This is a genomic window from Shouchella hunanensis, assembly GCF_028735875.1.
GTDB lineage: Bacteria > Bacillota > Bacilli > Bacillales > Bacillaceae_D > Shouchella > Shouchella hunanensis.
In genome coordinates this window covers 3580723-3603277 of record NZ_CP117834.1, presented here as the reverse complement: position 1 = coordinate 3603277, position 22555 = coordinate 3580723, and the positions used below count along the sequence as shown (strand labels likewise).

The 22555-nt window shown below is 39.9% G+C and carries 23 protein-coding genes; 18 read left to right on the top strand and 5 right to left on the bottom strand.

What is annotated here, in order from left to right:
• Positions 1–72: 72 nt before the first annotated feature.
• Both PQ477_RS18445 and PQ477_RS18440 read right to left on the bottom strand, forming a co-directional pair.
• On the bottom strand, positions 73–1182 hold the full coding sequence (locus tag PQ477_RS18445; protein ID WP_035398238.1) for a DUF418 domain-containing protein: 1110 nt from the start codon (positions 1180–1182) through the stop codon (positions 73–75).
• Entirely contained in the window at positions 1172–1768 is a 597-nt protein-coding gene (locus PQ477_RS18440) for a TetR/AcrR family transcriptional regulator (RefSeq protein WP_144559008.1), read from the bottom strand. The genes PQ477_RS18445 and PQ477_RS18440 overlap by 11 nt, the downstream gene beginning before the upstream one ends.
• A 257-nt stretch (positions 1769–2025) precedes the next feature.
• Here PQ477_RS18440 and PQ477_RS18435 point away from each other — a divergent pair, with 257 nt between their 5' ends.
• The gene (locus PQ477_RS18435) at positions 2026–3462 is read left to right on the top strand and encodes an exosporium glycoprotein BclB-related protein (RefSeq protein WP_432813906.1); all 1437 of its coding nucleotides are present in this window, start codon (positions 2026–2028) and stop codon (positions 3460–3462) included.
• A gap of 43 nt (positions 3463–3505) precedes the next feature.
• On the opposite strand, the gene PQ477_RS18430 is transcribed toward PQ477_RS18435, so the two are convergent.
• Positions 3506–3934: a cupin domain-containing protein gene (locus PQ477_RS18430; RefSeq protein WP_052008230.1), complete on the bottom strand. Its 429-nt coding sequence runs from the start codon at positions 3932–3934 to the stop codon at positions 3506–3508.
• 263 nt (positions 3935–4197) lie between these two features.
• On the opposite strand from PQ477_RS18430, the gene PQ477_RS18425 reads away from it, so the two are divergent.
• The 17 genes from PQ477_RS18425 to PQ477_RS18345 all read left to right on the top strand — a co-directional run bounded on the left by PQ477_RS18425 (position 4198) and on the right by PQ477_RS18345 (position 20477).
• On the top strand, positions 4198–5709 hold the full coding sequence (locus PQ477_RS18425; RefSeq protein WP_274272666.1) for a helix-turn-helix domain-containing protein: 1512 nt from the start codon (positions 4198–4200) through the stop codon (positions 5707–5709).
• Between the two features lie 162 nt (positions 5710–5871).
• The gene (locus PQ477_RS18420; protein ID WP_035397730.1) at positions 5872–7323 is read left to right on the top strand and encodes an aldehyde dehydrogenase family protein; all 1452 of its coding nucleotides are present in this window, start codon (positions 5872–5874) and stop codon (positions 7321–7323) included.
• A gap of 13 nt (positions 7324–7336) precedes the next feature.
• Positions 7337–8215, top strand: a complete 879-nt coding sequence (locus PQ477_RS18415; protein ID WP_274272665.1) for an NAD(P)-dependent oxidoreductase — start codon at positions 7337–7339, stop codon at positions 8213–8215.
• Between the two features lie 11 nt (positions 8216–8226).
• On the top strand, positions 8227–9033 hold the full coding sequence (locus PQ477_RS18410; protein WP_035397733.1) for a DUF3100 domain-containing protein: 807 nt from the start codon (positions 8227–8229) through the stop codon (positions 9031–9033).
• A complete protein-coding gene (locus tag PQ477_RS18405) occupies positions 9017–9466 on the top strand; it encodes a hypothetical protein (RefSeq protein ID WP_035397735.1) in 450 nt (149 codons plus the stop codon). Before PQ477_RS18410 ends, PQ477_RS18405 begins: the two co-directional genes overlap by 17 nt.
• A 171-nt stretch (positions 9467–9637) precedes the next feature.
• A complete protein-coding gene (locus tag PQ477_RS18400) occupies positions 9638–10390 on the top strand; it encodes an IclR family transcriptional regulator (RefSeq protein ID WP_186370604.1) in 753 nt (250 codons plus the stop codon).
• Between the two features lie 39 nt (positions 10391–10429).
• The gene (locus PQ477_RS18395) at positions 10430–11203 is read left to right on the top strand and encodes an SDR family NAD(P)-dependent oxidoreductase (protein WP_274272664.1); all 774 of its coding nucleotides are present in this window, start codon (positions 10430–10432) and stop codon (positions 11201–11203) included.
• Positions 11204–11224: 21 nt separating this feature from the next.
• On the top strand, positions 11225–11692 hold the full coding sequence (locus tag PQ477_RS18390) for a PPC domain-containing DNA-binding protein (protein ID WP_052008224.1): 468 nt from the start codon (positions 11225–11227) through the stop codon (positions 11690–11692).
• A gap of 12 nt (positions 11693–11704) precedes the next feature.
• On the top strand, positions 11705–13189 hold the full coding sequence (locus tag PQ477_RS18385) for a class I adenylate-forming enzyme family protein (protein ID WP_274272663.1): 1485 nt from the start codon (positions 11705–11707) through the stop codon (positions 13187–13189).
• Positions 13186–14325 carry a thiolase C-terminal domain-containing protein gene (locus PQ477_RS18380; RefSeq protein ID WP_274272662.1) on the top strand — a complete coding sequence of 380 codons (1140 nt, stop codon included), beginning with the start codon at positions 13186–13188 and terminating at the stop codon, positions 14323–14325. The genes PQ477_RS18385 and PQ477_RS18380 overlap by 4 nt, the downstream gene beginning before the upstream one ends.
• A 1-nt stretch (position 14326) precedes the next feature.
• The gene (locus PQ477_RS18375; RefSeq protein ID WP_274272661.1) at positions 14327–14656 is read left to right on the top strand and encodes a Zn-ribbon domain-containing OB-fold protein; all 330 of its coding nucleotides are present in this window, start codon (positions 14327–14329) and stop codon (positions 14654–14656) included.
• 29 nt (positions 14657–14685) lie between these two features.
• Positions 14686–16026, top strand: coding sequence for an FAD-binding oxidoreductase (locus tag PQ477_RS18370; RefSeq protein WP_144560477.1), 1341 nt, complete (start codon positions 14686–14688; stop codon positions 16024–16026).
• A gap of 111 nt (positions 16027–16137) precedes the next feature.
• A complete protein-coding gene (locus PQ477_RS18365; protein ID WP_060705996.1) occupies positions 16138–17169 on the top strand; it encodes a DctP family TRAP transporter solute-binding subunit in 1032 nt (343 codons plus the stop codon).
• Positions 17166–17675, top strand: coding sequence for a TRAP transporter small permease (locus tag PQ477_RS18360; protein ID WP_052008225.1), 510 nt, complete (start codon positions 17166–17168; stop codon positions 17673–17675). The genes PQ477_RS18365 and PQ477_RS18360 overlap by 4 nt, the downstream gene beginning before the upstream one ends.
• Positions 17676–18998, top strand: a complete 1323-nt coding sequence (locus tag PQ477_RS18355) for a TRAP transporter large permease (protein WP_274272660.1) — start codon at positions 17676–17678, stop codon at positions 18996–18998.
• 211 nt (positions 18999–19209) lie between these two features.
• The gene (locus tag PQ477_RS18350) at positions 19210–20292 is read left to right on the top strand and encodes a response regulator aspartate phosphatase (RefSeq protein ID WP_052008226.1); all 1083 of its coding nucleotides are present in this window, start codon (positions 19210–19212) and stop codon (positions 20290–20292) included.
• Positions 20289–20477: a hypothetical protein gene (locus PQ477_RS18345; RefSeq protein WP_035397740.1), complete on the top strand. Its 189-nt coding sequence runs from the start codon at positions 20289–20291 to the stop codon at positions 20475–20477. The genes PQ477_RS18350 and PQ477_RS18345 overlap by 4 nt, the downstream gene beginning before the upstream one ends.
• A gap of 59 nt (positions 20478–20536) precedes the next feature.
• Here the strand turns inward: PQ477_RS18345 and PQ477_RS18340 are convergent, their stop codons facing one another.
• On the bottom strand, positions 20537–21481 hold the full coding sequence (locus PQ477_RS18340) for an aldo/keto reductase (protein WP_274272659.1): 945 nt from the start codon (positions 21479–21481) through the stop codon (positions 20537–20539).
• A gap of 4 nt (positions 21482–21485) precedes the next feature.
• On the bottom strand, positions 21486–22475 hold the full coding sequence (locus tag PQ477_RS18335) for a Gfo/Idh/MocA family protein (protein ID WP_274272658.1): 990 nt from the start codon (positions 22473–22475) through the stop codon (positions 21486–21488).
• Between the last annotated feature and the right edge of the window lie 80 nt (positions 22476–22555).

Sequence of the window (22555 nt, the reverse complement as noted above, 5' to 3'; positions counted from 1 at the left end):
AGGCTTCATTATTTACAAAGCTAAGCCACCCTAATTGTGCATAACGATTCAGGGTGGCTTTTTATCATTTTTTTATGTCCATTTGCGCATGACTGTTTCAATAGGACCACGGCTAAATTGTAAGCGCCAGTAAGTAGAAAAAAGAATGCTTGCTGCGAAAAAGCCACAAGCGTAAAGAACCGTAAAGGAAAGAGGCTGGCTTTCAAACCCATTAAATAGAACGACTTTATCAAAGGTCAGCAGAAGTCCAATGCCGATGACCACATGACTAACATAGTGAGTTAAGGTTAGTTGCCCAGTAAAAATAAGAGAACGAATAAACCAATTGCCAGCATAGATTTCAGCAACATATAAGGCTAAAACGATGATGACAAGTGCTGTAGCCGTGTTAGAAAGTAAATAAAAGAGATTTGGAGGAAGTGGGCCAGTGGCAAATAGAAATGTTGCGCTCGTCGCATCAAGTAAGGTGTCTGTAGTGAAAGAAATAAGTAGACGAGACAAAAGTTCCGAAATAACAAACAAAATTGTACTGAAAAGAAGTATCGTATTTCTAGTTTTATTGTCACGTAAGTTTAATCTTCCAATTAACAAGCCAATCATTAAAAAGCAGATCCATGGAAAAACGGGATGGTAGCCATTTAGAAATAAATTCCTTAGAAACCCACTTATCGTCCAAAAATCGAGATAGGCTAGAAATGGGTGATTAGGATGCCATCCATTCATGTAATCGAAAAAAATTTGATAAAACTGAGCAATACCGGCAAGAACAATTGAAATCGTGATTATGATTTTTGGTGATGAGAAAAGAATAAGCACAGTGAATGCCATATATACACCGTAATAATGCAAGATGTCGCCGTCCCATCCAAGTGTGTATAAAAGCATGCCAACTATATATAAGAAAAGAGATCGTTTCACTAAAGAAATCTTACTGTTTTTACGCAACCGTAAATCTGAAGTGACTCGAGCTTTTTTTGTCATAAGCGAGATGCCGATGCCTGCTAATGTGACAAAGGTTGCTGCTGCACGGCCTTCGACTAAGTTTGTCATGGACACTAATAGGAAGTGTCCATTCCCTTGTGCACCTGTAACAACGATAAAATTCATAATAAGCATGCCGAACATCGCTAATGATCGAGCTAAGTCTAGACCGTCTAATCGAGTATGATGACTATTGCTCATGATATTCAATACCTCTTAATGTATTATCTACAGCTTCTTTCCAAATTTTTTTATAGTCTAGCTCCAAACCAGTTAAGATGAAATTTGTAATGTTATCAAAAAGTAAAGCGAGTATTTGTGATTTAATCAAAATCGTCTCATCCTTAATCGCATTAATCTGGACTGCGCGTATGAGCGCATCATAAAAGGTATTGAAAAAATACTGTTGAATGCGAACAAGTTGATCTGCATAATAAGCGTCACGTGAAGCAAGCAAGATGTAATGATTAAACAGTTGATTAAACGAGCGCTCTTTTTCTTGACGATTGATCGCCTTTTCTCCAACATTGTACAGCAGTTCTTTGACATTTTGAGCAGTCATGTTTTCTACCTTTATTAACGTAAAGGATTGAATATCTTTTACGAGTGTGTCAAACAACGTTTTAATCAGTTCGTCCTTCGATTTAAAATAATAGTAAATCGCTGGCTTCGAAATGCCTACCTCTGTAGCAATATTGGTTAAGCTCGTTTGATCAAAGCCTTTTTTTGAGAACATCTTAAAAGCAGTCTCCATAATATCTTGATACGTTTGTTCTTTATTACCCATAAAAAAACCCTCCTCTATTTTTTTACCTACCGGTAAGTAAATAATAGAGGAGGTATACTCTTTTTGCAACCGTTTTTTTTTATTTATTATTTTATCATCAGAAAAAAGAGAAAAACGGACTAAATTAGGCTCATGGTGTTCCACTTAAACCAAATGTTCATAAAGATAGATGAAAAAGGTTTTCAAGGAGAGGTATTATGAAGTATAAATTCTCAAGATACAATTTTGGCAACCCTTGTTCGAACATTCAATATTTCATGAGAACAGCTACAAACGGTGGCGATCCTAACTTAATTGGATCCACCGGACCTACTGGACCTACTGGACCTACTGGACCGGCAGGTGGTCTAACTGGGGTAACTGGACCTACTGGGCCAACCGGACCTACTGGGTTTACGGGGTTAGATGGAGCAACTGGAGTAACGGGAGCAACTGGAGCTACGGGCTTAGATGGAGCAACAGGGGCAACAGGGGCAACAGGAGCTACGGGGTTAGATGGAGCAACTGGAGTAACGGGAGCAACTGGAGCTACGGGGTTAGATGGAGCAACAGGAGCAACTGGATTAGCTGGAGTAACAGGGGCAACAGGAGCAACCGGAGCTACGGGGTTAGATGGAGCAACAGGAGCAACCGGAGCTACGGGGTTAGATGGGGTAACAGGAGCAACCGGAGCTACGGGGTTAGATGGAGTAACGGGAGCAACCGGAGCTACGGGATTAGCTGGAGTAACAGGAGCAACCGGAGCTACGGGGTTAGATGGGGTAACAGGAGCAACCGGAGCTACGGGGTTAGATGGGGTAACAGGAGCAACCGGAGCTACGGGGTTAGATGGAGTAACAGGAGCTACGGGGTTAGATGGAGTAACAGGAGCAACCGGAGCTACTGGAGTAACCGGAGTAACAGGAGTAACAGGAGTAACTGGACCTACTGGATTAGATGGGGTAACAGGAGCAACAGGAGCGACTGGAGTAACCGGAGTAACAGGAGTAACTGGAGTAACAGGACCTACTGGATTAGATGGGGTAACAGGAGCAACAGGAGCGACTGGAGTAACGGGAGTAACCGGACCTACAGGATTAGATGGGGTAACAGGAGCTACTGGGGCAACTGGAGCTACTGGGGCAACTGGAGTAACAGGGGTAACCGGAGCAACTGGAGTTACTGGTGCAGGTGCAATCGTTCCATTTGCATCTGGATTACCAACGGCATTAACAACAATTGCAGGTGGTTTAGTCGGAACAACGAGCTTAGTCGGTTTTGGAAACTCCGTTACTGGATTAAGTTTAATCGGTGGCAATACGATTGATTTAACTGGAGCAGCAGGCACATTGTTAAACTTTGCATTTTTAGTGCCAAGAGACGGTGTGATTACCTCTTTATCCGCATTATTTAGTACCACTGTTGCCTTAACATTAATAGGAACAACGGTTACAATAACTGCACAAGTCTTTCGATCTGCAGGGCCGGCGGCTACGAACACCCTTACGGCAATACCGGGAGCCTCGGTTACTTTAGCGCCAGCGTTAACGGGAGCGCTAGCTCTTGGGACAATTTCAACAGGTAATGCGACAGGTTTATCTATCCCTGTAACGACAGGAGATCGATTATTAATCGTCTTTTCGGCTACTGCGGCAGGAGTTACGTTATTAAATACTGTAGCAGGGTATGCGAGTGCTGGCTTGTCTATAAGTTAAAAGAAGAAAAGGAGTAATGTTTTTAAACACTACTCCTTTTCTTTTATGTTTCCATTGCATCCGCCTTTGTAGGCTGAACGGTTCCAAAGGGATGATGAGGAGGAGCATAGATGGAATACAATTTAAGCGGAACGGGGCCAGTATTAATAATATTATGCCATGTATTGGCTGGAACCATAATGGCACTATTGTCAGATATGACTGATTCAAAGTGAAGATTGTTTGGATTACTACCCATTTGGACAAGACCTTGTCCTTGTTCAACGCGAAAAAACTGATCAGTATTTGGATGAATTTCAAGGCCAATATCATCGCCAACATTTATACTCATTAAGGTCACTTGTAAATGTTCTCCCGTCCAAATGGCCGATCGATAATACTGATTTTGCTTAGAAGCCTCTGATATATTTACAGTGAAAGGTGAATTTCCGAAGTCTGTCCTTGCTTGATAATGGTATGAAGGCATTCCCATCCTATAATGTTGATGAAAATAAGGGTAGGCTAAGGTTCTATGGTGGTTATGCACAGTTCATCGTCTCCTTCGTTTATTTTCTTTCATACTATGAGATGGGCTAATGGAATGTTCAAGTAACCAATGAATTGTATAAGCAGTAAGTGGAAGCAAACACGGAATCTAACTTTTAAGTCTTATTTGAAAAGCAGTAGATGTTGTAGCAGTAATCCGTCATAATAAATAAATATCTTTATATAAACTAAGGAAGGTAGGAATGTAAAGTGGGAAATGAGCATGAGCTACGAAAAGCTGGACGAGCGTTTATGAAAGCTCAAGGACTCGATCAGATTCTTCATATTTTGACTAGTGCAGTGGCAACGGTTATTCAAGACACAGACATGGTGTTAATCTATACATACGACAAAAAAAGCCATGTATTACGCTTGAAAAGCAGTATGGGGAATCATTCACCACAGCTTTATCAGGTAGCCTTTTCTCCTGGTGAGTCGATAACGGGATCGGTGTATAACGAACAAACTCCGGTACTTTTTTTGAAACCAACAGAAGTAGAACAAGCAATGTCAAATATCTCAGATATAAATAGAAAATATTACCTTGAGGGGGTCGCTTATCAGACTGTTTACACCTCTATGAGCATCCCTATAATTCTTCACGGAGAATGCTTTGCCACGATAACGGTGAATCGATGTCAACCGTTGTCTTCATTCACATTACAAGATCTTTACCTTGTATCAGAGTTACTAGAATATGCGCTTATTGCCTTAGAAAAAGAAGAGAAGTTCGAACACCATAAACGTAAGCTTCATACGTACACATTAAAACAAGAGGCAAAAAATTATTTTTATCAAGTTCTTCACGAAGGTGGTAATCAGGATAGAATTGTACAGCTATTATCTCGTTTATTACAGGATCGTTCCGTACATTACAATGAGAATGTGATCGAGGGGTATGCTTCCTTTCCAATAAAAAGTCACTATTCTCATAGAGGCTGGTTATTAATGAAACAGCAGCCTAACGTTGAGGAGCTTTATTATATCGAAGAAGCAGCTAATGCCATTGGAATACTTATGGTCTATGATGAGAAACATCTGACGACCAAGTTAGCAAAGGAAGAGGAACGGTTCAAGAGCGTATTAGCGAACAATCAATTTGACGAAGATTTTTGGAGAATGAATTCTACTACTCCAGTGACTAGCGTTGTTTTGAAAAAGCAAGAGCAAGATTTGTTTAGTCATCATCAAACTATACAATCACTTTTACCGTCCTTTTCAAAGCAGTGGAAACTTATCTCGTATGATCAATTTTGGATTCTGTTTTTTGAAAAAGAACAAACCATCCAGGAGACATTATTGTCTAAGCTCGTAAAGAGTGACAGTGATAAATTAGGGATAAGTCGTGTTGCACCAGTAGCACTCTATAAGCAACTCTTTCAAGAAGCGATGAATGCATGGGCATTAGCCGAAAGGGGAGAAATAAATCGCTATCCGACACTCGGCCTTGATAGACTTTTAACGCAAATAGAAGGGACGCATAGACGTTCTTTTATCTATGATCATCTCGGTACTTTACGTGAGTATCCCATTTTATTGGAAACTTTAAAAATGTTTATTCATCAAAATCGAAATCGAAAAGAAACTGCAGACGCCCTCTATATTCATCCAAACACGTTATACCAGCGATTAAAAAAAATCGAAGATCTCTCTTATAAATCCATTGAAGTTGAAGAGGATTGGCTAAACTTAGTTGCTGCAGTTAAATTATGTAAATTGTAAAAAAAATGAATAAATTGTTGGAAGCTATAAGTGATAGTGCCTTTAAATGCAATGTGGGTCTTCATATATAACCATGAACATCTTTGTGACAATCTCTATTCACCTTATTTAATTTGAATATTACGATAAGTGTAACTTGATTTAGGAGGTCGTGAAACCGATATGACAAGCACTTATCATAATTATATAGGAGGAAAATGGATTCCTTCAGAAAGTGAAAAAACCTTTGCAAGTATTAACCCTGGAAAGGCAAACGAAATTCTTGGCTATTTTCCCAATTCTACTGTATATGATACACGCTCTGCTATTAAAGTAGCAGAAGAAGCTTTTCCATTTTGGCGCTCTATTACACCTATACAGCGTGTAGACATTCTTTATCGACTTATACGCTTATTAGAAGATGAGAAAAAGGAAGTAGCGCTCTTAATTTCAACAGAAGTAGGCAAGACTGTAACAGCAGCTGAAAAGGAAGTTGATGCTACCATTCAAGCATTAAAGCATTTTAGTGGCGCGGCAAATCGCTTAGCAGGAGAAACCCTCCCTTCCATTGATCCGAATTATTTTACATACACTATTAAAGAACCATTAGGAGCAGTGGGGGTTATTACTCCTTTCAATTTTCCATTAGGTATAGGTGTATATAAGATAGCACCGGCTATGCTTGCAGGGAATACAGTGGTCTACAAGCCACCAAATGATACGGCTCGTATTGCAATTAAGTTAGTTGAATTATTTGAGCGTGCAGGTATGCCGGCAGGAGTATTGAACTTGGTCTTTGGTGATGGAGACGTTGTTGGCAAAGAAATGGGCGAAAATGCTTCATTAAAAGCGATTTCGTTTACCGGCTCGACAGCAGTTGGACTAAAACTCGGACAGACTGTATCAGCACGCGGCGGTAAAATGCAAGCCGAACTAGGCGGCAAGAATGCGACGATTCTCTTAGAAGATGCCAATCTTGATGAAGCTATTAACGGCATTATGATTAGTGGTATGTATAACAACGGCCAAAGCTGTACAGGAACAAGCCGGGTAATCGTGCTTGAGGAGATTGCTGAAGTCGTGCTAGAAAAGCTCAAAGCAGCCGCTCAAGCAATACGCGTTGGTTATGGTCAAGATGAAGGAATTGAAAATGGTGCTGTTGCCAACGAAAAACAGCTGCATACCTATTTGCACTATATTCAGAGTGCAAAAGAAGCAGGAGCAAAAATTGAATGTGGTGGTAAACGTCTCACTGAAAACGGGCTTGATCAAGGCTATTTTGTTGCTCCGACTGTTATTAGTCACGTAACGAGTGATATGGCCATTGCACAAGAAGAAATTTTCGGTCCAGTGGTAGCGGTAATGATTGTTCAGTCCTATGCAGAAGCGATTCAACTTGCAAATGATACATCGTTTGGTTTGTCTTCATCTATCTATACAAATGATTTAGCAAAAGCTCAAGCATTTATTCAACAAATTGAAGTTGGCGTTGCTCATGTGAACATCCCATCTAATTATTATGAAAATCAGCTTCCCTTTGGCGGAAAGAAACAGTCAAGTATTGGTTTACGCGAACAAGGCAGTACAGCACTCGATTTTTGGTTAGACACGAAAGCAGTTTACATTAAATCTTAAAAGGAGGAAAATCATGACATCTATTGGAATGATTGGTTGTGGTGCAATGGGTACTGGTATGGTTCAAAACTTATTATCTTCTAATTATACGGTTTATGTGAGTGACCCAATGTGCAAGGCTCAAAAGGATTTAGAAGCGTTAGGCGCTCATTTTGTTTCTAATACGAAGGAATTTGCAGCTGATGTTCGTGCGGTTTTTCTTTCATTGCCAACTCCAAAACTCCTTGTCGAAAGTTTAAGTGGAGAAGACGGACTTTTCGCTCACCTCTCGCCGAATACTTTTGTATTCGATGTAGGGACGTCGGACACGGATACAGCGAAGAGCTTACAGCAAGAAGCAAGTTCTTACGGTGTTCATTTTCTAGACTGCCCTGTTAGCGGGGGACCAGCTGGAGCCCAAGCTGGAACACTAACGGTGATGGTCGGTGGAAAAATAGAGGCATATGAAGCTGCTTTGCCTTATCTAAAGGTAATAGGAGGAGAAATTCGATACATAGGCTCCTCTGGTGCAGGACAAACTGTTAAGCTTTGCAATAATATGATTGTCGCAGGCATGATTAGCTTACTTAGTGAAACGATGGTTGTAGCGGAAGGGCAAGGGGTCAAAGCTTCAACATTATTTTCTGTTTTAGAGGCGAGCTCAGGACATTCCCGTGCTATGGAAGTATTTGGTGAAAATTTAAAAGACGAATCATTTGATAACGTCCTATTCTCTTTGGCCCATATGGCGAAGGATTTGGAACTTTATATGAAACTATCCAATCAATCGACTACCCCGCAACCTGTATCATCTATTGTGAGTCAGCTTTACCGCTTAGCGTTGCAACAAAAAAAAGCTTCGCTTGATTCAACTGCTGTTTATTCACTCATTGCGAACGAAGTAAGGAGGTAGGTTAGAAGGCGATGATGGATCTTATTAAAGATTGGCGACTCCACCTCTTAGTGCTAGGAGTCGTCCTTATTACAGAAGCCATTGGTACCATTCGTATCGAGATTGGTCCCGGCGTTATTATGCTGCTTCCTATGTTGTTTGCTATTGTAATAGGTTTACTTCTTTTTTTCACTCCGTTGGTGAAGGAAAAACAATCCAAACATGCTGAACCGATTATTACGTTAAGTGTAACACTACTCATTGCAAAAATTGGCGTAACCATTGGGCCTGGCTTGACGGATTTAATTGCAGCAGGTCCAGCTCTGTTGCTACAAGAGGTGGGGAATTTTGGTACGATTTTTTTAGCTCTTCCAATCGCCGTATTGCTATTTAATATGAAGCGTGAAGCGATAGGTATGACACACTCTGTTGGCCGCGAACCAAATTTAGGATTAATTTATGACAAATATGGATTTGAATCACCTGAAGGAAAAGGAGTAACCACAGTCTATATATTTGGTACAGTGTTCGGCGCCATGTTTTACGGCTTAATAGCTGGTTTTCTAGCAAGTTTCACTCCTCTTCATCCTCTTAGTCTAGCAATGGCGGCTGGCGTTGGAAGTGGGAGTATGATGGCAGCAGCTGTTGGATCACTTGTAGGTCTATATCCAGAATTAGAACCACAAATTGTTGCCTTCGCAGGAGCAAGTAATTTACTAACCTATTCTACAGGCTTATTCGTTAGCATGTTTATTGCATTACCAATGACCGAGAAACTCTATACGATTTTCAAAAAATGGAAGGGCGGAGAGGAAAAAAAGAATGAAAAATCTGCATGAATACTTTCTTTTAATGTTTGTAGTTGGTTCGGTCGCTTACGTCGGTAATGTAATCGGAGACGGGATGTTTTCGTTACAATCTATGGCGGGGATGCTTATTTTAATTCTTATTGCTGGGCTTGGGCAGTTACTGAGTAAGCTGATTCCGTTAAACGTTCCAAGTGTAGTGTATGTCATCGCCATAGGAATCGTCGCATCACTTCCTCAAACCCCTTGGGGAGAAAGTGTTAGCGTATTTACAAATGAAATCAATCTACTATCCATTGCTACACCCATTTTAGCCTATGCCGGAATTGCAATTGGACGATCCTGGACAGATTTCGTCACGATGGGATGGAAAGCAATGGTCGTTTCAACTTGTGTATTATTTGGAACATTGATTGGCTCTGCTGTGATTGCCCAAATCGTACTAACCTTTCAAGGCATTATTTAATAGCTTTCATCGGAAAAGTGAAATCAAACAAAGCCTGTAACACATCATGTGTTACAGGCTTTGTTTAGATCTTTAAAAAATCAGAATTTTTATATTGACAGATAAATAGGAATGTATTATGGTTTTCATATAAAGAAAACAAGTATTCACTATTCGAAAAGAGTGTTGGAGATGCAGTATCAAAATAAAAGTTTGGGTAAAGCATTTGATATTATTGAATCATTATGTAAAGAGCCACAAACAGCAACTGAGTTAGCTAGAGCGTTAGGGCTTAATCAAACCACTTTACACAGATTTTTAGTTACATTACTTGAGAGTGGTATTATTGAAAAGCTTCCGACTAATAAGTATCGCATGTCTTACAAGTTTATTGATTTGGGAAAGATGGCAGAAAATCATTACGACCTTGTAGGCGATTCACGCCCTTTTTTGGAAGCGCTTGCGAAAACGTCGGGTGAAAGTGTGCTTATTTCTACTTTCCACAATTTTTCCGTATCCTACTTGTCGAAAGTAGAAAGCTCACAGACGGTTCGAATTGTTCTAGGCCCTGGAGATCGAGTGCCATCTTATACTGTCGCTTCGGGGAAACTTTTTTTAGCTCACTTAAATGAATCGCTTCTAGAGACGTATCTAAGCAGTGTGCAGCTTGAAAAAAAGACGAATTACACCATTACAGAAAAACAAGCATTACTCGACGAATTGGCTTCCATAAGGGAGCATGGATATGCCATTGACAATCAAGAATATTTGATTGGTTTAAAAGGGATGGCGGCACCAATTTATGATTCGACAGGAACGGTGGTAGCGGCATTAAGTGTTGCTGGTGTAGAGATACGGTTAGATCCAGAGAAGACACAAATGATCATTGATCAATTAGTCAATTATGCAAGAAAAATTTCATACACACTTGGTTGGAGTGACTAGTTTTACAAACTAATAAGTGAAATTGGAGGATGAACAAACATGACGACATTGTTAGGAAAAGTAGCGATTATTACAGGTGCATCTCGAGGAATTGGAGCGGCCTCTGCAATCGCTCTCGCTAAAGAAGGTGCCCATGTTGTGTTAGTGGATCTACTAAATTGTGAGGAAACATCAGCGACAATTAGGAAGCTTCAAGAATTTAGTCACAGTGAAGTGATGAGTGTGGGTCTTGATGTAAAAGATAATGCAGTTATTGAACAATTAATGAAAGACGTTAATGAACGATTTGGATCCATTGATATTGTTGTCAACAATGCAGGTACATGCTCAAGATTAGATCTTGAACAGATGACAGAGGAGATGTGGGATCGGGACATTAATACAAACTTAAGGGGAACATTCCTCATGTCAAAAGCAGCTATTTATCCTTATATGAAAAAGCAAGGACACGGTAAAATTATTAATGTTAGTTCTATTTCAGGGATTATGGGCGGCCCTTTATCCTATAACGACGGGAAAAAATCAGCCCGGTCTGGTCCTGCCTACGCAGCTTCAAAAGGCGGTGTTATTGCGCTAACAAAATGGATTGCGAAAGAAGTCGGTGAACTTGGCATTACATGCAATAGTATTGCACCAGGACCAATTAAAACTGAAATTACAAAGGACCTTGATTATCCATTAAGTAATCAAGTCATTAATCGTATGGGCAATCCAGAAGACATTGCCGGTGCCGTTGTGTACTTTGCTTCTTCTTACTCTGACTATGTCACAGGAGAAGTATTAAAAGTTTGTGGAGGTTCTGCCATTGGATAACGTTCTGGGGAGGATACACATATGAGTATTCAAATAGCGACGAACAATCAAGTCTTATATGGTTCATTAGGTGTCGGAGATGATTTAATGGACGGGATTCTTGCCATCTGTAAAGAACATCAGATTCATTCAGGTATGGTTACGTGTATTGGTTCTTTAGATAAAACAGGATTCACCGTTTTTAAAGTAAATGAAAAAAATAGACCAGACGGCTATGCGGACCCATTCACTATTCATGAACCTGTTGAGTTAATCCAAGCGACTGGCTTCATTTGTCAAGATGAGAGCGGTGATCTTGATATGCATTTACATGGACTTGTTGAGCGAATGGACGGAAGTATTCATGCTGGTCATTTCCTAAGGGGCTACAATAAAGTTTGCATAACTGTTGAATTTACGCTCATCCACTCACATGATGTGACCGCCATACGTAAATACAATGCTGCTTTAAACTACAAAACCATCTCGTTTACTTCTAAATCGACATAAGGAGGTGCTATTTTGATAACGCTTTCACAGTTGGCGAAACAAACATGCACGCAACATGCAGAAAAAATAGCTGTTGTTGATAAACGACGTCAATTAACGTATCGACAGTTAAAAGAAGAGTCGTGTCGACTCGCTTCAGTTTTCACATCTAAAGGATTACTAAAGGGAGACCGAATTGGAATTTTATCAGCAAATCGAGTTGAACACATTGTTATTGATCTTGCTGTAGCCATGACGGGACTGATTAAAGTACCAATTAATACGAAACTTCATCCAAAAGAAATACAATTTATTTTAGAAAATGCTAAGGCGAAATTAATTATTGGTGAAATCTCCTTACTCATGAATGTTGACTATAGAGGAGATATTGTAACGTTTGAGAATGAATATGAGTCCTTATTGGCTAATGTTCATTCTGAATACCCAGATTGTTCTGTCTTAGACACGGACGCTTTTGCTATTATGTATACATCGGGCACGACAGGCAGACCAAAAGGAGCTGTATTATCTCATCGTGCTATTATTGCCTCTGCACAATCGCTTATAATGGCTTGTGAGTTAGGCTATGAAGATGTTGTCGGTCATGTAGCACCCTTAACTCACGGTAGTAATTTTTTAGCTCAATGTGCTTTATTCTTCGGGCTTAAGCAAGTCATTTTCGACAAATTCGATCCAAAATCCATAGCAGATCAGCTTGAAAAAGAGAGAGTCACAACTATATTTATGGTTCCAACCATTGTTAATTTGATGGTTCAAGATGAGGCTTTTGAGCCTAAAAAGCTACGCTATTTAAAGTCAATAAATATGGCAGGGGCACCAATTGCTTCAGAAAAATTGCAAGAGGCTCTCGACAAACTTGGTCCCATATTCGCTGAGACGTATGGATTAGTTGAAGCACCGATGGCCATTACTATTATGCCAAAAAGCAAACTACCATATTACTTATCATCGTGTGGTGCGGTTGGTCCGATGGTGGAAATGGTTCTTCGGGATGAAACGGGAAATGAAGTTCGTCAAGGCGAGGTTGGAGAAATTACATGTAAGGGTCCTCTAGTAATGGATAACTATTGGGCAAATGATGAGGCAACAAACAACGCTATAAAAGATGGCTGGTTTTATACAGGGGATTTAGGTTGGGTCGATCCTTTTGGACATCTGCATTTAATTGATCGAAAAAACGACGTCATTATTAGCGGCGGTATGAACATTTACCCTAGAGAGGTGGAAGAGGTACTTAATCTCCACAAAGCAGTGAAAGAAGCTTGTGTTTTTGGTGTCGAGAATGAGAAGTGGGGTGAGTCGGTTTATGCCCATGTTGTCTTGAAAAATGGCGTTACTGTTGAAGAAAGTCAGCTGGTGACTCACTGTAAAGAACACGTAGCAAGCTATAAAAAACCAGCACATATTAAGATTGTTCCATCCTTACCGAAGAGCCCATATGGAAAGATTTTAAGAAGAGAATTAAAAAAATTGTATGAAGAAGGGGTGAAAGGATGACTCGTGTTGCTGTAACTGGTTTAGGCATGACCCCATTTGGAAAATGCAATGATTCATTGAAAACCTTGCTTTTAAAAGCATCTCGGCAAGCACTTATTGATGCCGGTAGACCAAAGATTGACGCCATTATTGTTGGTAATTTCATGGGAGGACCTTTAGAACAGCAAGAAATTTTAGGAAGCATTCTTGTATCTGAGTTAGGTTTAGGCAATATCCCTTCTATGAAAACAGAAGGGGCATGTGCTTCAGGTGGAATTGCGTTTCGGCAAGCCTATCAATTACTCAAAGCAGGAGAGTACAACGCCATACTCGTTGTTGGTGGCGAGAAAATGACACATATTCATACGAATCAAGTCATCACAGCGATTAATTATGCGATGGACAACAGCACGATGGAATCAAACACTGGATTAACGTTTCCAGGTTACTTCGGTGCTGTAGCCAATCGCTACATGTATGAGTATGGCGCAACAAAAACGCACTTAGCCATGGTTGCCCGCAAAAACAGAAATTATGCATTGCATAATCCTCTTTCACAATTTCATACAGAGTTGACGTTAGAAGAAATTATCAATGCTCGAATGATTACGGATCCCCTTGGCTTATATGACTGCTCCCCACTATCAGATGGAGCTGCTGCTGTAGTCATCGAGAACAACAGGAATAGCGGAGTAGAGATCATTGCTTCAGGTCAAGCATCAGGCACACCCATTATGCAAGAAGTGAACGATTTAACCCGAATACCAGCCACGTATGAGGCAGCGAAACAGGCATATGAACAAGCTTCTTTAGAACCGAAAGATGTGGATGTAGTCGAATTGCACGATTGCTTCTCGATGACTGAGATCATTGCCATTGAAGAACTCGGTTTTTTTGAGAAAGGAACTGGCTTTGAAGCAATTGAAAAACACCTAACAGAACATGGAGGAGAAATTCCTGTAAACACTAGCGGCGGCTTATTGTCAAAAGGTCACCCTATCGGAGCAACGGGTATTGCACAAATTGTACAAATTATAAGCCAATTAAGGGGTGAAGCGTGCAATCAAGTAGAACAAGCACGGATTGGTTTAGCACAGAACCTTGGTGGTACAGGTGCTTATTCCCTCGTTCATCTGTTTAAGAAGGAGGGCGCATAAAATGAACATTCCTCTCTACGCATGCCTTGATTGCCACCATGAATGGCTTGAGCAAAAGCTCTATTGCTCAAAATGTTTAAGTGACAACCAAGTTGAACAACGAATAGAGGGTAGAGGTATTGTTTATTCTCATACAACGATCTACGCAGCTCCAGAGAAACTGCAAGCCCTTTCTCCCTATGTGATTGTATGTATTAACATACGAAAGGGCATGCGATTGTCTGCTAGATGCAGTAACACAGATATTAAAATTGGTGACACTGTTTCGATAGTGGATGTAACAGACGGAGCTTACATTGCTAAAAAGGAGGATGTGACGTGGGAACATTAAAATCAACCCCGTTTATTGAAGAATTGGTGATGAAAGTAGGCAAGCAAAACGTGTATTTCAACGAAACACAGCGCTCTCTTCATAGTAGTGATGAATCCTATCACCAGCCATCATTGCCAGACGTTGTTGTTTATCCTCAGTCTAAAGAGGATGTACGTTCAATTGTAAAACTAGCCGCAAGCTTTAATGAAAAAATTTATCCTTACGGTTTAGGCACAAGTTTAGAAGGACATGTAATCCCTTATCAAAAAGGAGTTGTCATTGATTTTAGCCAAATGAATGCGATTCTGTCCGTTGATCCGGAAGATCTGTTAGTGACCGTACAGCCTGGTGTCACTCGTGATCAACTAAACCAAGAATTAAAAAAATACGGCTTGTTTTTCTCTGTAGATCCTGGCGCAAATGCAACTGTTGGGGGGATGGTCTCAACCAATGCAAGTGGAACGAATTCAGTCAAATACGGTGTGATGCGAGATCAAGTTAGAGATCTTGAAGTCGTCTTGGCAGATGGGACTATTATTCATAGTGGAAATCGAGCTGTTAAATCATCCTCCGGCTATGATCTCAATAATTTATTTGTCGGAGCTGAAGGGACACTCGGTTGTTATACAGAAATGACGTTAAAGGTCTATGGCATTCCAGAAAAGATCGTGGCTGGTCGTGTACAGTTTCCATCTCTTCACGACGCTGTTTCTTCAGTCACGGCTGTTTTACAAGCTGGAATCCCTGTAGCTAGAATAGAACTCATTGACGAGATTTCCATGATGAAAGTCAATCAGCATAACGATACGAAATTCCCTCTAAGCCCTACGTTGTTTTTAGAATTTCATGGGAATCCACAATCGGTTCAGCATGATTTGGCGTTTTGTGAAAGCATTATGAGTGACTATAATAGCACTGATTTTCATTATGCTAAAGACAACGCTGAACGAAGTGCATTATGGCATGCACGACACAATGTTGCCTACGCCTTTTCACATAGTGAGCCAAGAAAGAAATTAATGGTGACAGATGTCTGTGTTCCTCTTTCAAGCCTTGCTGAGGCCATTAAACATGCACAAATGACTGCCTTAGAACATCACATTGAAGCCGGCATTGTCGGACATGTAGGTGATGGCAATTTTCATGCTCTATTGTTAGTTGACCCACATGATTCAAACGAATTAGCCAATGTAGCTGCATATAACGAAAAAATCGTTCGTTTTGCCTTACAGGTTAACGGAACATGTACAGGTGAACATGGGGTAGGTGTCGGAAAAGTGAAGTATTTAGAAGAGGAGCATGGTGACGCCTTACGTGTGATGAAATCCATAAAGCGAGCTTTGGATCCAACTAATTTGTTTAATCCAAATAAGAACATTTTCATTTAATTGCCCCATAAATAGCTTTTTTCCTATTAGGGAAAGAACTAATTTTGGTCTCCACCCGGAGATCGTCCTTTATGTAAGCGCTTTAATAAAGGTGTCGAGAAGGAGGTCGAGATGGTTAAGAAAATCATAAACAAAAGCTTATTTCTTCTTTTGCTTGTTGGTTTAGGAGGGTGCACATCGAATGCATCGGTAGCTGAAGAAATGTACGAATGGAAAATGACGGTAACGGTGGGGCCAGGTTCAACGTGGTATGCAGGAGCAATAAAATTCGCTGAGGATTTAGAAAGAGAAAGTAATGGACGTTTCGTAGTCGATGTTTATACAAATGAACAATTATCTGCTGGAAACCCTGAAGCTGGCGTTGAACAGCTAATGGATGGATTAAAAGATTTTTCTTACAACTCTAGTATTATCTATGCAGGCATTGATCCTAGATTTGGAGTTTTAAGTGCACCTTTTTTAATCAATGACTTTAGTGATGCAGAGCGTGTATTGAATGGAGAGAGCGGGGAGATTATTAATCAAATGTTGAGAGAAAGAGGGGTAGAGCCTCTTGGTTTTGGAGAGAGTGGTTTCAGACAAATTACAAATGACACTCGTCCCATAAGGAATCCTGACGACCTCGATCATTTAAAAATTCGCGTACCAAGTATGGGTGTCTTTACGAATCTTTACCGGAGCCAATCAGCAGACCCGATTACAATGGCGTTTTCAGAAGTGTATACAGCGCTACAACAAGGAACAATTGATGGTCAAGAAAATCCAGTAGATGTTACCTATTCAGCAGGTCTAATAGAAGTACAGAAGTACATGACAATGTGGAACTACGTCTATGATGCACTTGTATTCGGTATGAATAAAGACTTATTTGACTCATTATCCCATTCAGATCAAGACCTCATAAAAAAAGTCGCAAGTGAAGCGAACGACTATCAAATTAGCTTAACTCGTCAGAAAGAAGAGGCTCAAATAGCCGAACTAGAGGAAAAAGGAATGGAAATCTATTATCCAACTGATGATGAAATTGAACAGTTTAGAGAAAGTTCTCAAAACGTTTACGATCATTTTAGAGAGGTCTGGGGAGATAGACATTTAAACACGTTCTTAAAAGAAGCAAATGGAAGTGAGGTGGATGAAGGGTGAAATTCTTAGCGTTCATAGAGAATACGATTGTGATGATTGCTATGGCAGGGATGGCATGTATCACATTTGCAAACGTCCTCTCAAGGTATTTCTTTGATACATCTTTTGCATTTGCAGAAGAGATCACCATTAATTTGTTCGTATTAGCTACATTCGTAGGTGCTTCTATTGCTATAAGACGCCAATCCCATTTTGGGTTCCATTATTTTTTCACTAAATTCAATCCATCTATTCAACGATTTCTTGTGATCTTGACTAGTTTGCTCATGTTATTCTTTTTATCTTTAACACTTTTCTTCGGTATGGAACTCGTGTTCAATCAAATGGAACGAGGTAGAGTGACGCCGGCATTAAACATCCCACAGTGGATCTTCACTGGGGCGATTCCTTTAGGTTCGCTATTATGCATGATACGAACGGTTGAAATGATGGTCATTCGATTAAAAAGAGATCAGAAGCTACCTCTACCAAAAACAGACGCAGATTCAAAGGAGTTGAAGATGTAAATGCTAACAGCGCTAATGTTTGTTCTTTTTTTCCTTTTAATCTTTATGAATCTGCCGGTAGCATTTGCTCTTGGTATCGCAGCTGTGATTGTATTGCTCATGGATTCAGGGATATCTTCTCTGGCTCTGTTGCCGAGCATAATGTATTCTTCCATTTCGTCCTTTACATTACTAGCCATTCCGTTTTTTGTGTTAGCAGGTGTTATTATGGGATATTCAGGCATATCAAGTCGGTTAATCGATTTTGCCTATTTAGCATTCGGCCATCGAAAAAATGGCATTGTCATCGTGACAATTGTAGCAGCATTTTTCTTTTCAGCCATATCAGGTTCAGGTCCTGCCACTGTTGCAGCAATGGGGACTATCTTGATACCAGCCTTAGTAAAAAACGGATTCAAAGCAAACTCTGCCTCTGCATTGGTGGCTAGTGCCGGTTCGTTGGGCATCATTCTACCGCCAAGTATCGCGTTTATTATTTTTGGCGTGATTGCCAGTGACATTATTAGTATTTCAATAGGGCGATTGTTTATCGCCGGGATTGTTCCTGGGGTGTTGCTTGCTATAAGTTTACTCATAGCAAGTATGATCGTAAATAAACGAAACCAAAAACGGCAAGTGGACAATGGAGAAGCGGCTGTTACAATTGAAAAAGCACAAGCTATAGAAGTAACGAAAGCTTTTCTAAAAGCATTATTAGGGCTGATGATCCCTATCATTATATTAGGTGGAATTTATTCTGGCATGTTCACTCCAACGGAAGCGGCCGTCGTTGCAGTTTTTTACTCTCTCCTTGTCGGTTTCTTGTTCTACCGAGAATTGAAATTGAAGCACATCCCAAAAATTTTAGTAGATGCTTCTGTTCAATCAGCGGTTATTATGCTTATAATTGGAGTTGCCTCGTTATTCTCATACATCATTACAACTCAAAAAATAGCCACTACCATAACATCAAGCATCTTGCAAATCACAACAAACCCTTTGCTTCTATTACTTCTTGTTGCAGTAATATTGTTAATTGTTGGGGCATTTATTGATACCATTTCTGCGTTTTACATCTTTATACCGTTACTGATGCCTGTCCTACTTGAAGTAGGAGTAGATCCAACCACCATTGGTGTTATGATGACGGTTGGCCTTGCTATTGGTTTATTTACACCACCTGTCGGTTTAAACTTGTTTGTGGCAAGTGGAATCTCTGGCGTTTCTTCAGAAAGCATTGTTAAAGGTATAGGACCTTATCTAGTAGCTAGCATTGTTGTTCTATTACTCGTAATGTATTTCCCAATCTTTTCAAATGCGTTACCAGATCTACTAGGGGTATAGCTTTTTACGTTTTTTACACTAAGCATTAACCTAAAACGCCCTTAAAAGGCGTTTTTAACTTTTAACTCAATGGAGGCGATAACATTGTTCTAAATAAAGGAGTATAAAATTATGGAAGATTCGTGTACCTTTACTAAAAGGGTATATTTTCTATTATAAAAATTGTAAACTATTTATGAATCGTTTAACTAACTTGAAAAGAGGGATGATGTTGAACGTCTTATCAGCAGAGCTCGTTGGAGAAAGTCTAGTGCAATGGCATAGTTGTATGATTAGTGGTGATCTTCAATCTGCAAAAGAATTAAAAAGTGATGTAGATGCACTCGTTAAACAAATGGAGCCAGATGACAAAATGTTGGCTTATTATCAGTTAATTGATTTTCGATTTCAATTACTACGAAATAGACAGGAACAAGGTGCTAATGTCGATGAAGACAGCTTATACGATGTTTGTGTTGAGACAGATGATTACTTACGCTTTATGTATTATTACGTTTCAGGACAGGCAGAATTTATGCATGGACGTTACAAATCAGCCATTCGTACTTATAAAATAGCAGAACGTTTAATCGAAAAAGTCAATGATTCTGCAGAAAAAGCAGAGTTCTATCAAAAATTAGGTATCAGTTATTATCGAATCGATCAATATACATTTGCTTTTTCCTATATGGAACAAGCATTAGAGTTTTTCGAAAAAAACGACACGTATCGACTGAATGAAATTACATGCAAACAAGTCTTAGCTGCAATCAATACAGAGCTAAGACGTTACGATGAGGCAGAACGACTCTATGCCGAAATCTTGAAAGCATCTACGCCATTCCCATATACCTATGCATTGAACTTATATAACATGGGTGCGAATCGCATTATGCTAACACATTTTGATGAAGCGATTTTCTATTTTAAAGAAGCGCTTACTTACGAAGCATTCTCCACATCGCCCTTAGCCTTAAAAGCACAGTATCATTTAACTCATCTGTACATGAGAACGGGTCAATACAAAGGTGGTCTAGAAGAATTAGAGGCTGTTGCTACACAGCACCAATCAGAGGAGATAGTAGCTAAATGCTTAATTTGTCGTGGATTATACCTCAATAATGATATACTTCTGATAGAGGAAGGTTTACGAAAACTGGAATCAGGAGAAAATTACTTTGAGTGCCAAGAGCTTGGCGAGGAAATAGCAAATCATTTTAAACAACAAGACAAGTTCGAAACAGCTTTAGTGTTTTCTGAATATGCACTCGAAATGTCAAGAAAACGAACTATACTAGGAGTTGATCAAACTTGAAGAAAATGTCCGTCTTTTTTACGTCTATGTTGATCGTAGTGTCTTTGTTACTTCCATCAGGAAGCATTGATGCTAGCCCAAAACAAGAATTTGGATACTATAGTGTAGATGAAAAGTCTCCTCCAAAACAAGAAGTTGAATATGATCTTGTTCACTCTCAGTCTGCACCGAAACAAGAATTCTAGAGAAAAGGTACAGAAGGGTCTCCTTCTGTACCTTTTTATTGTCACTTAGTTTATAAGAATTAAGAAGAGTGTGTAGCAACATCCAAGTTAAGCCAATTAATTTCGTCTTCTGACAATACGATACTTGCCCCTTGCGCACAAGATACCATCTCTTCTTTGTTTTGAGGCCCGATAATAGCAGCTGTTGGGAATGATTGATTTAATACATAAGCCAGTGCGATTTCAATAGTCGTTACGCCTTTTTTATCCGCTAGCTCTGCTGCACGATCAAATCGTTTCCAATTGTCATCATTATAAAAAACACGTACAAGATCTTCGTTAGAAAAATCGTTTCGATCAAAACGACCTGTAAAAAATCCTCTAGCTTGAGATGACCATGATAGTACAGGAATATTTGACTGCTGGTGCCATTTAATGGCGGAAGCATCTAAGCTGATGCAACCAGGCCAATAAGCTTCTTTTGCCTTTGCAAGACTTAAATTTGGACTTGAAAATGAAAAACCGCGTAACCCGTGTGTTGATGCATACTGGTTTGCTTCTTCCAAACGAGAAGTCTCCCAATTCGATCCACCAAAAGTAGAGATATAGCCGTCTTCGACAAACTCATTAAGCCATTCCAAAATGTGGCCAACAGGAACAGTAGGGTCATCACGATGGAGGGCATATAGTTCAACATGATCGGTTTTTAATCGGTCGAGACTTATTTTAAGTTGCTCCTGTAACGCTGCTTTAGTAATGGTGTGCCCGTTTTGATTTGGGTGACCACCTTTTGTCCAAATATTAACGCGATCGCGGTTTCCATTATCCAACCAATTTCCAATTGCTTGTTCACTTAATCCGCCACTGTAAATAAACGCCGTATCAATTGTGTTACCACCGATACGTAAATAGTTCTCTATCATTTGGCTAGCTGTGTCTTGATTTTCAGGGGTGAAATAATCAGATCCCATAATGAGAGAGGACACAGGGGAGGATAGCCCCTCTAGTTGAATTGTTTTTAACATTGTCTTACAACACCACTCTTTCTCGTTTTTCTTGTGATTCAAGCGCTCCATCAAGTAAACGCATATTTGCAAGAGAATCCTCAACGCCAAAGCGATTGGCCGTTTCACCCCATACGACGTGAGCGAAATAATCAGCTTGCTTTGCATAATGGTTAGTATCTTCTACATCAATTTGACGCGTTTCACTTCCTTGAATAAGCTGAAATCCTTCTAAACCACCAGTAAAAGGATCGGGAATAAGAATGCGACCTGTTGAGCCAAGTAGTTCAGCGTCATTGCGGTAGGCTGTCCACATGCCACAATCAAAAGTTAGAAAGCGTCCATTGTTAAACTCAACTAACCCTGCTGCTGACATGTCGACACCGTTATGGGAATCTGGAGAAAAAGAGTGAACCGTAATGGCCTCTGGTTCTTCTTCGAAAATCATACGTGCCAAACTAAGTGGATATACACCAATATCGTATAAACTACCTCCACCGAATTCCTTCTTCATGCGAAAGTTATCAAGTGCCCCAGCATTATTAAACGAGAAGGAGCTTCTAATTCCTCTTAGTTCGCCAATATCACCATTCTTAATGTGGTTTTTAATCTGTGTGTAGCGTTCTTGGTACCGATACATAAAGGCATCAAGTAATAACACGCCATTTTCTTCACATACACGTTTCATTTCCTCAAGTTCTAATCGATTCAATGAAATTGGTTTCTCGCATAATACATGTTTTTTTGCTTCAGCGGACCGGATTACCCATTCTTTATGTAGATGATTTGGTAGCGGAATGTATACCGCGTCTATAGAAGGATCGGCAACTAATTCTTCATATGATCCATATGCTGTCGGGATGGAGAATTCCGAAGCGAAAGCTTGCGCTTTATCAAGAGATCGACTTGCTATTGCTCCAATAGATCCTGTACTGGATTCCAAAATACCAGGAATCATTGATTGTTTTGCGATGGTAGCGGTTCCAAGAATGCCCCAAGTTAATTGTTTTGACATAATCATTCATCTCCTTTAACGAACTATGTATCGTTTCTAAAAAAGTACTCCTCAAAAAGAAACCGGTTTCAAATAAAGGT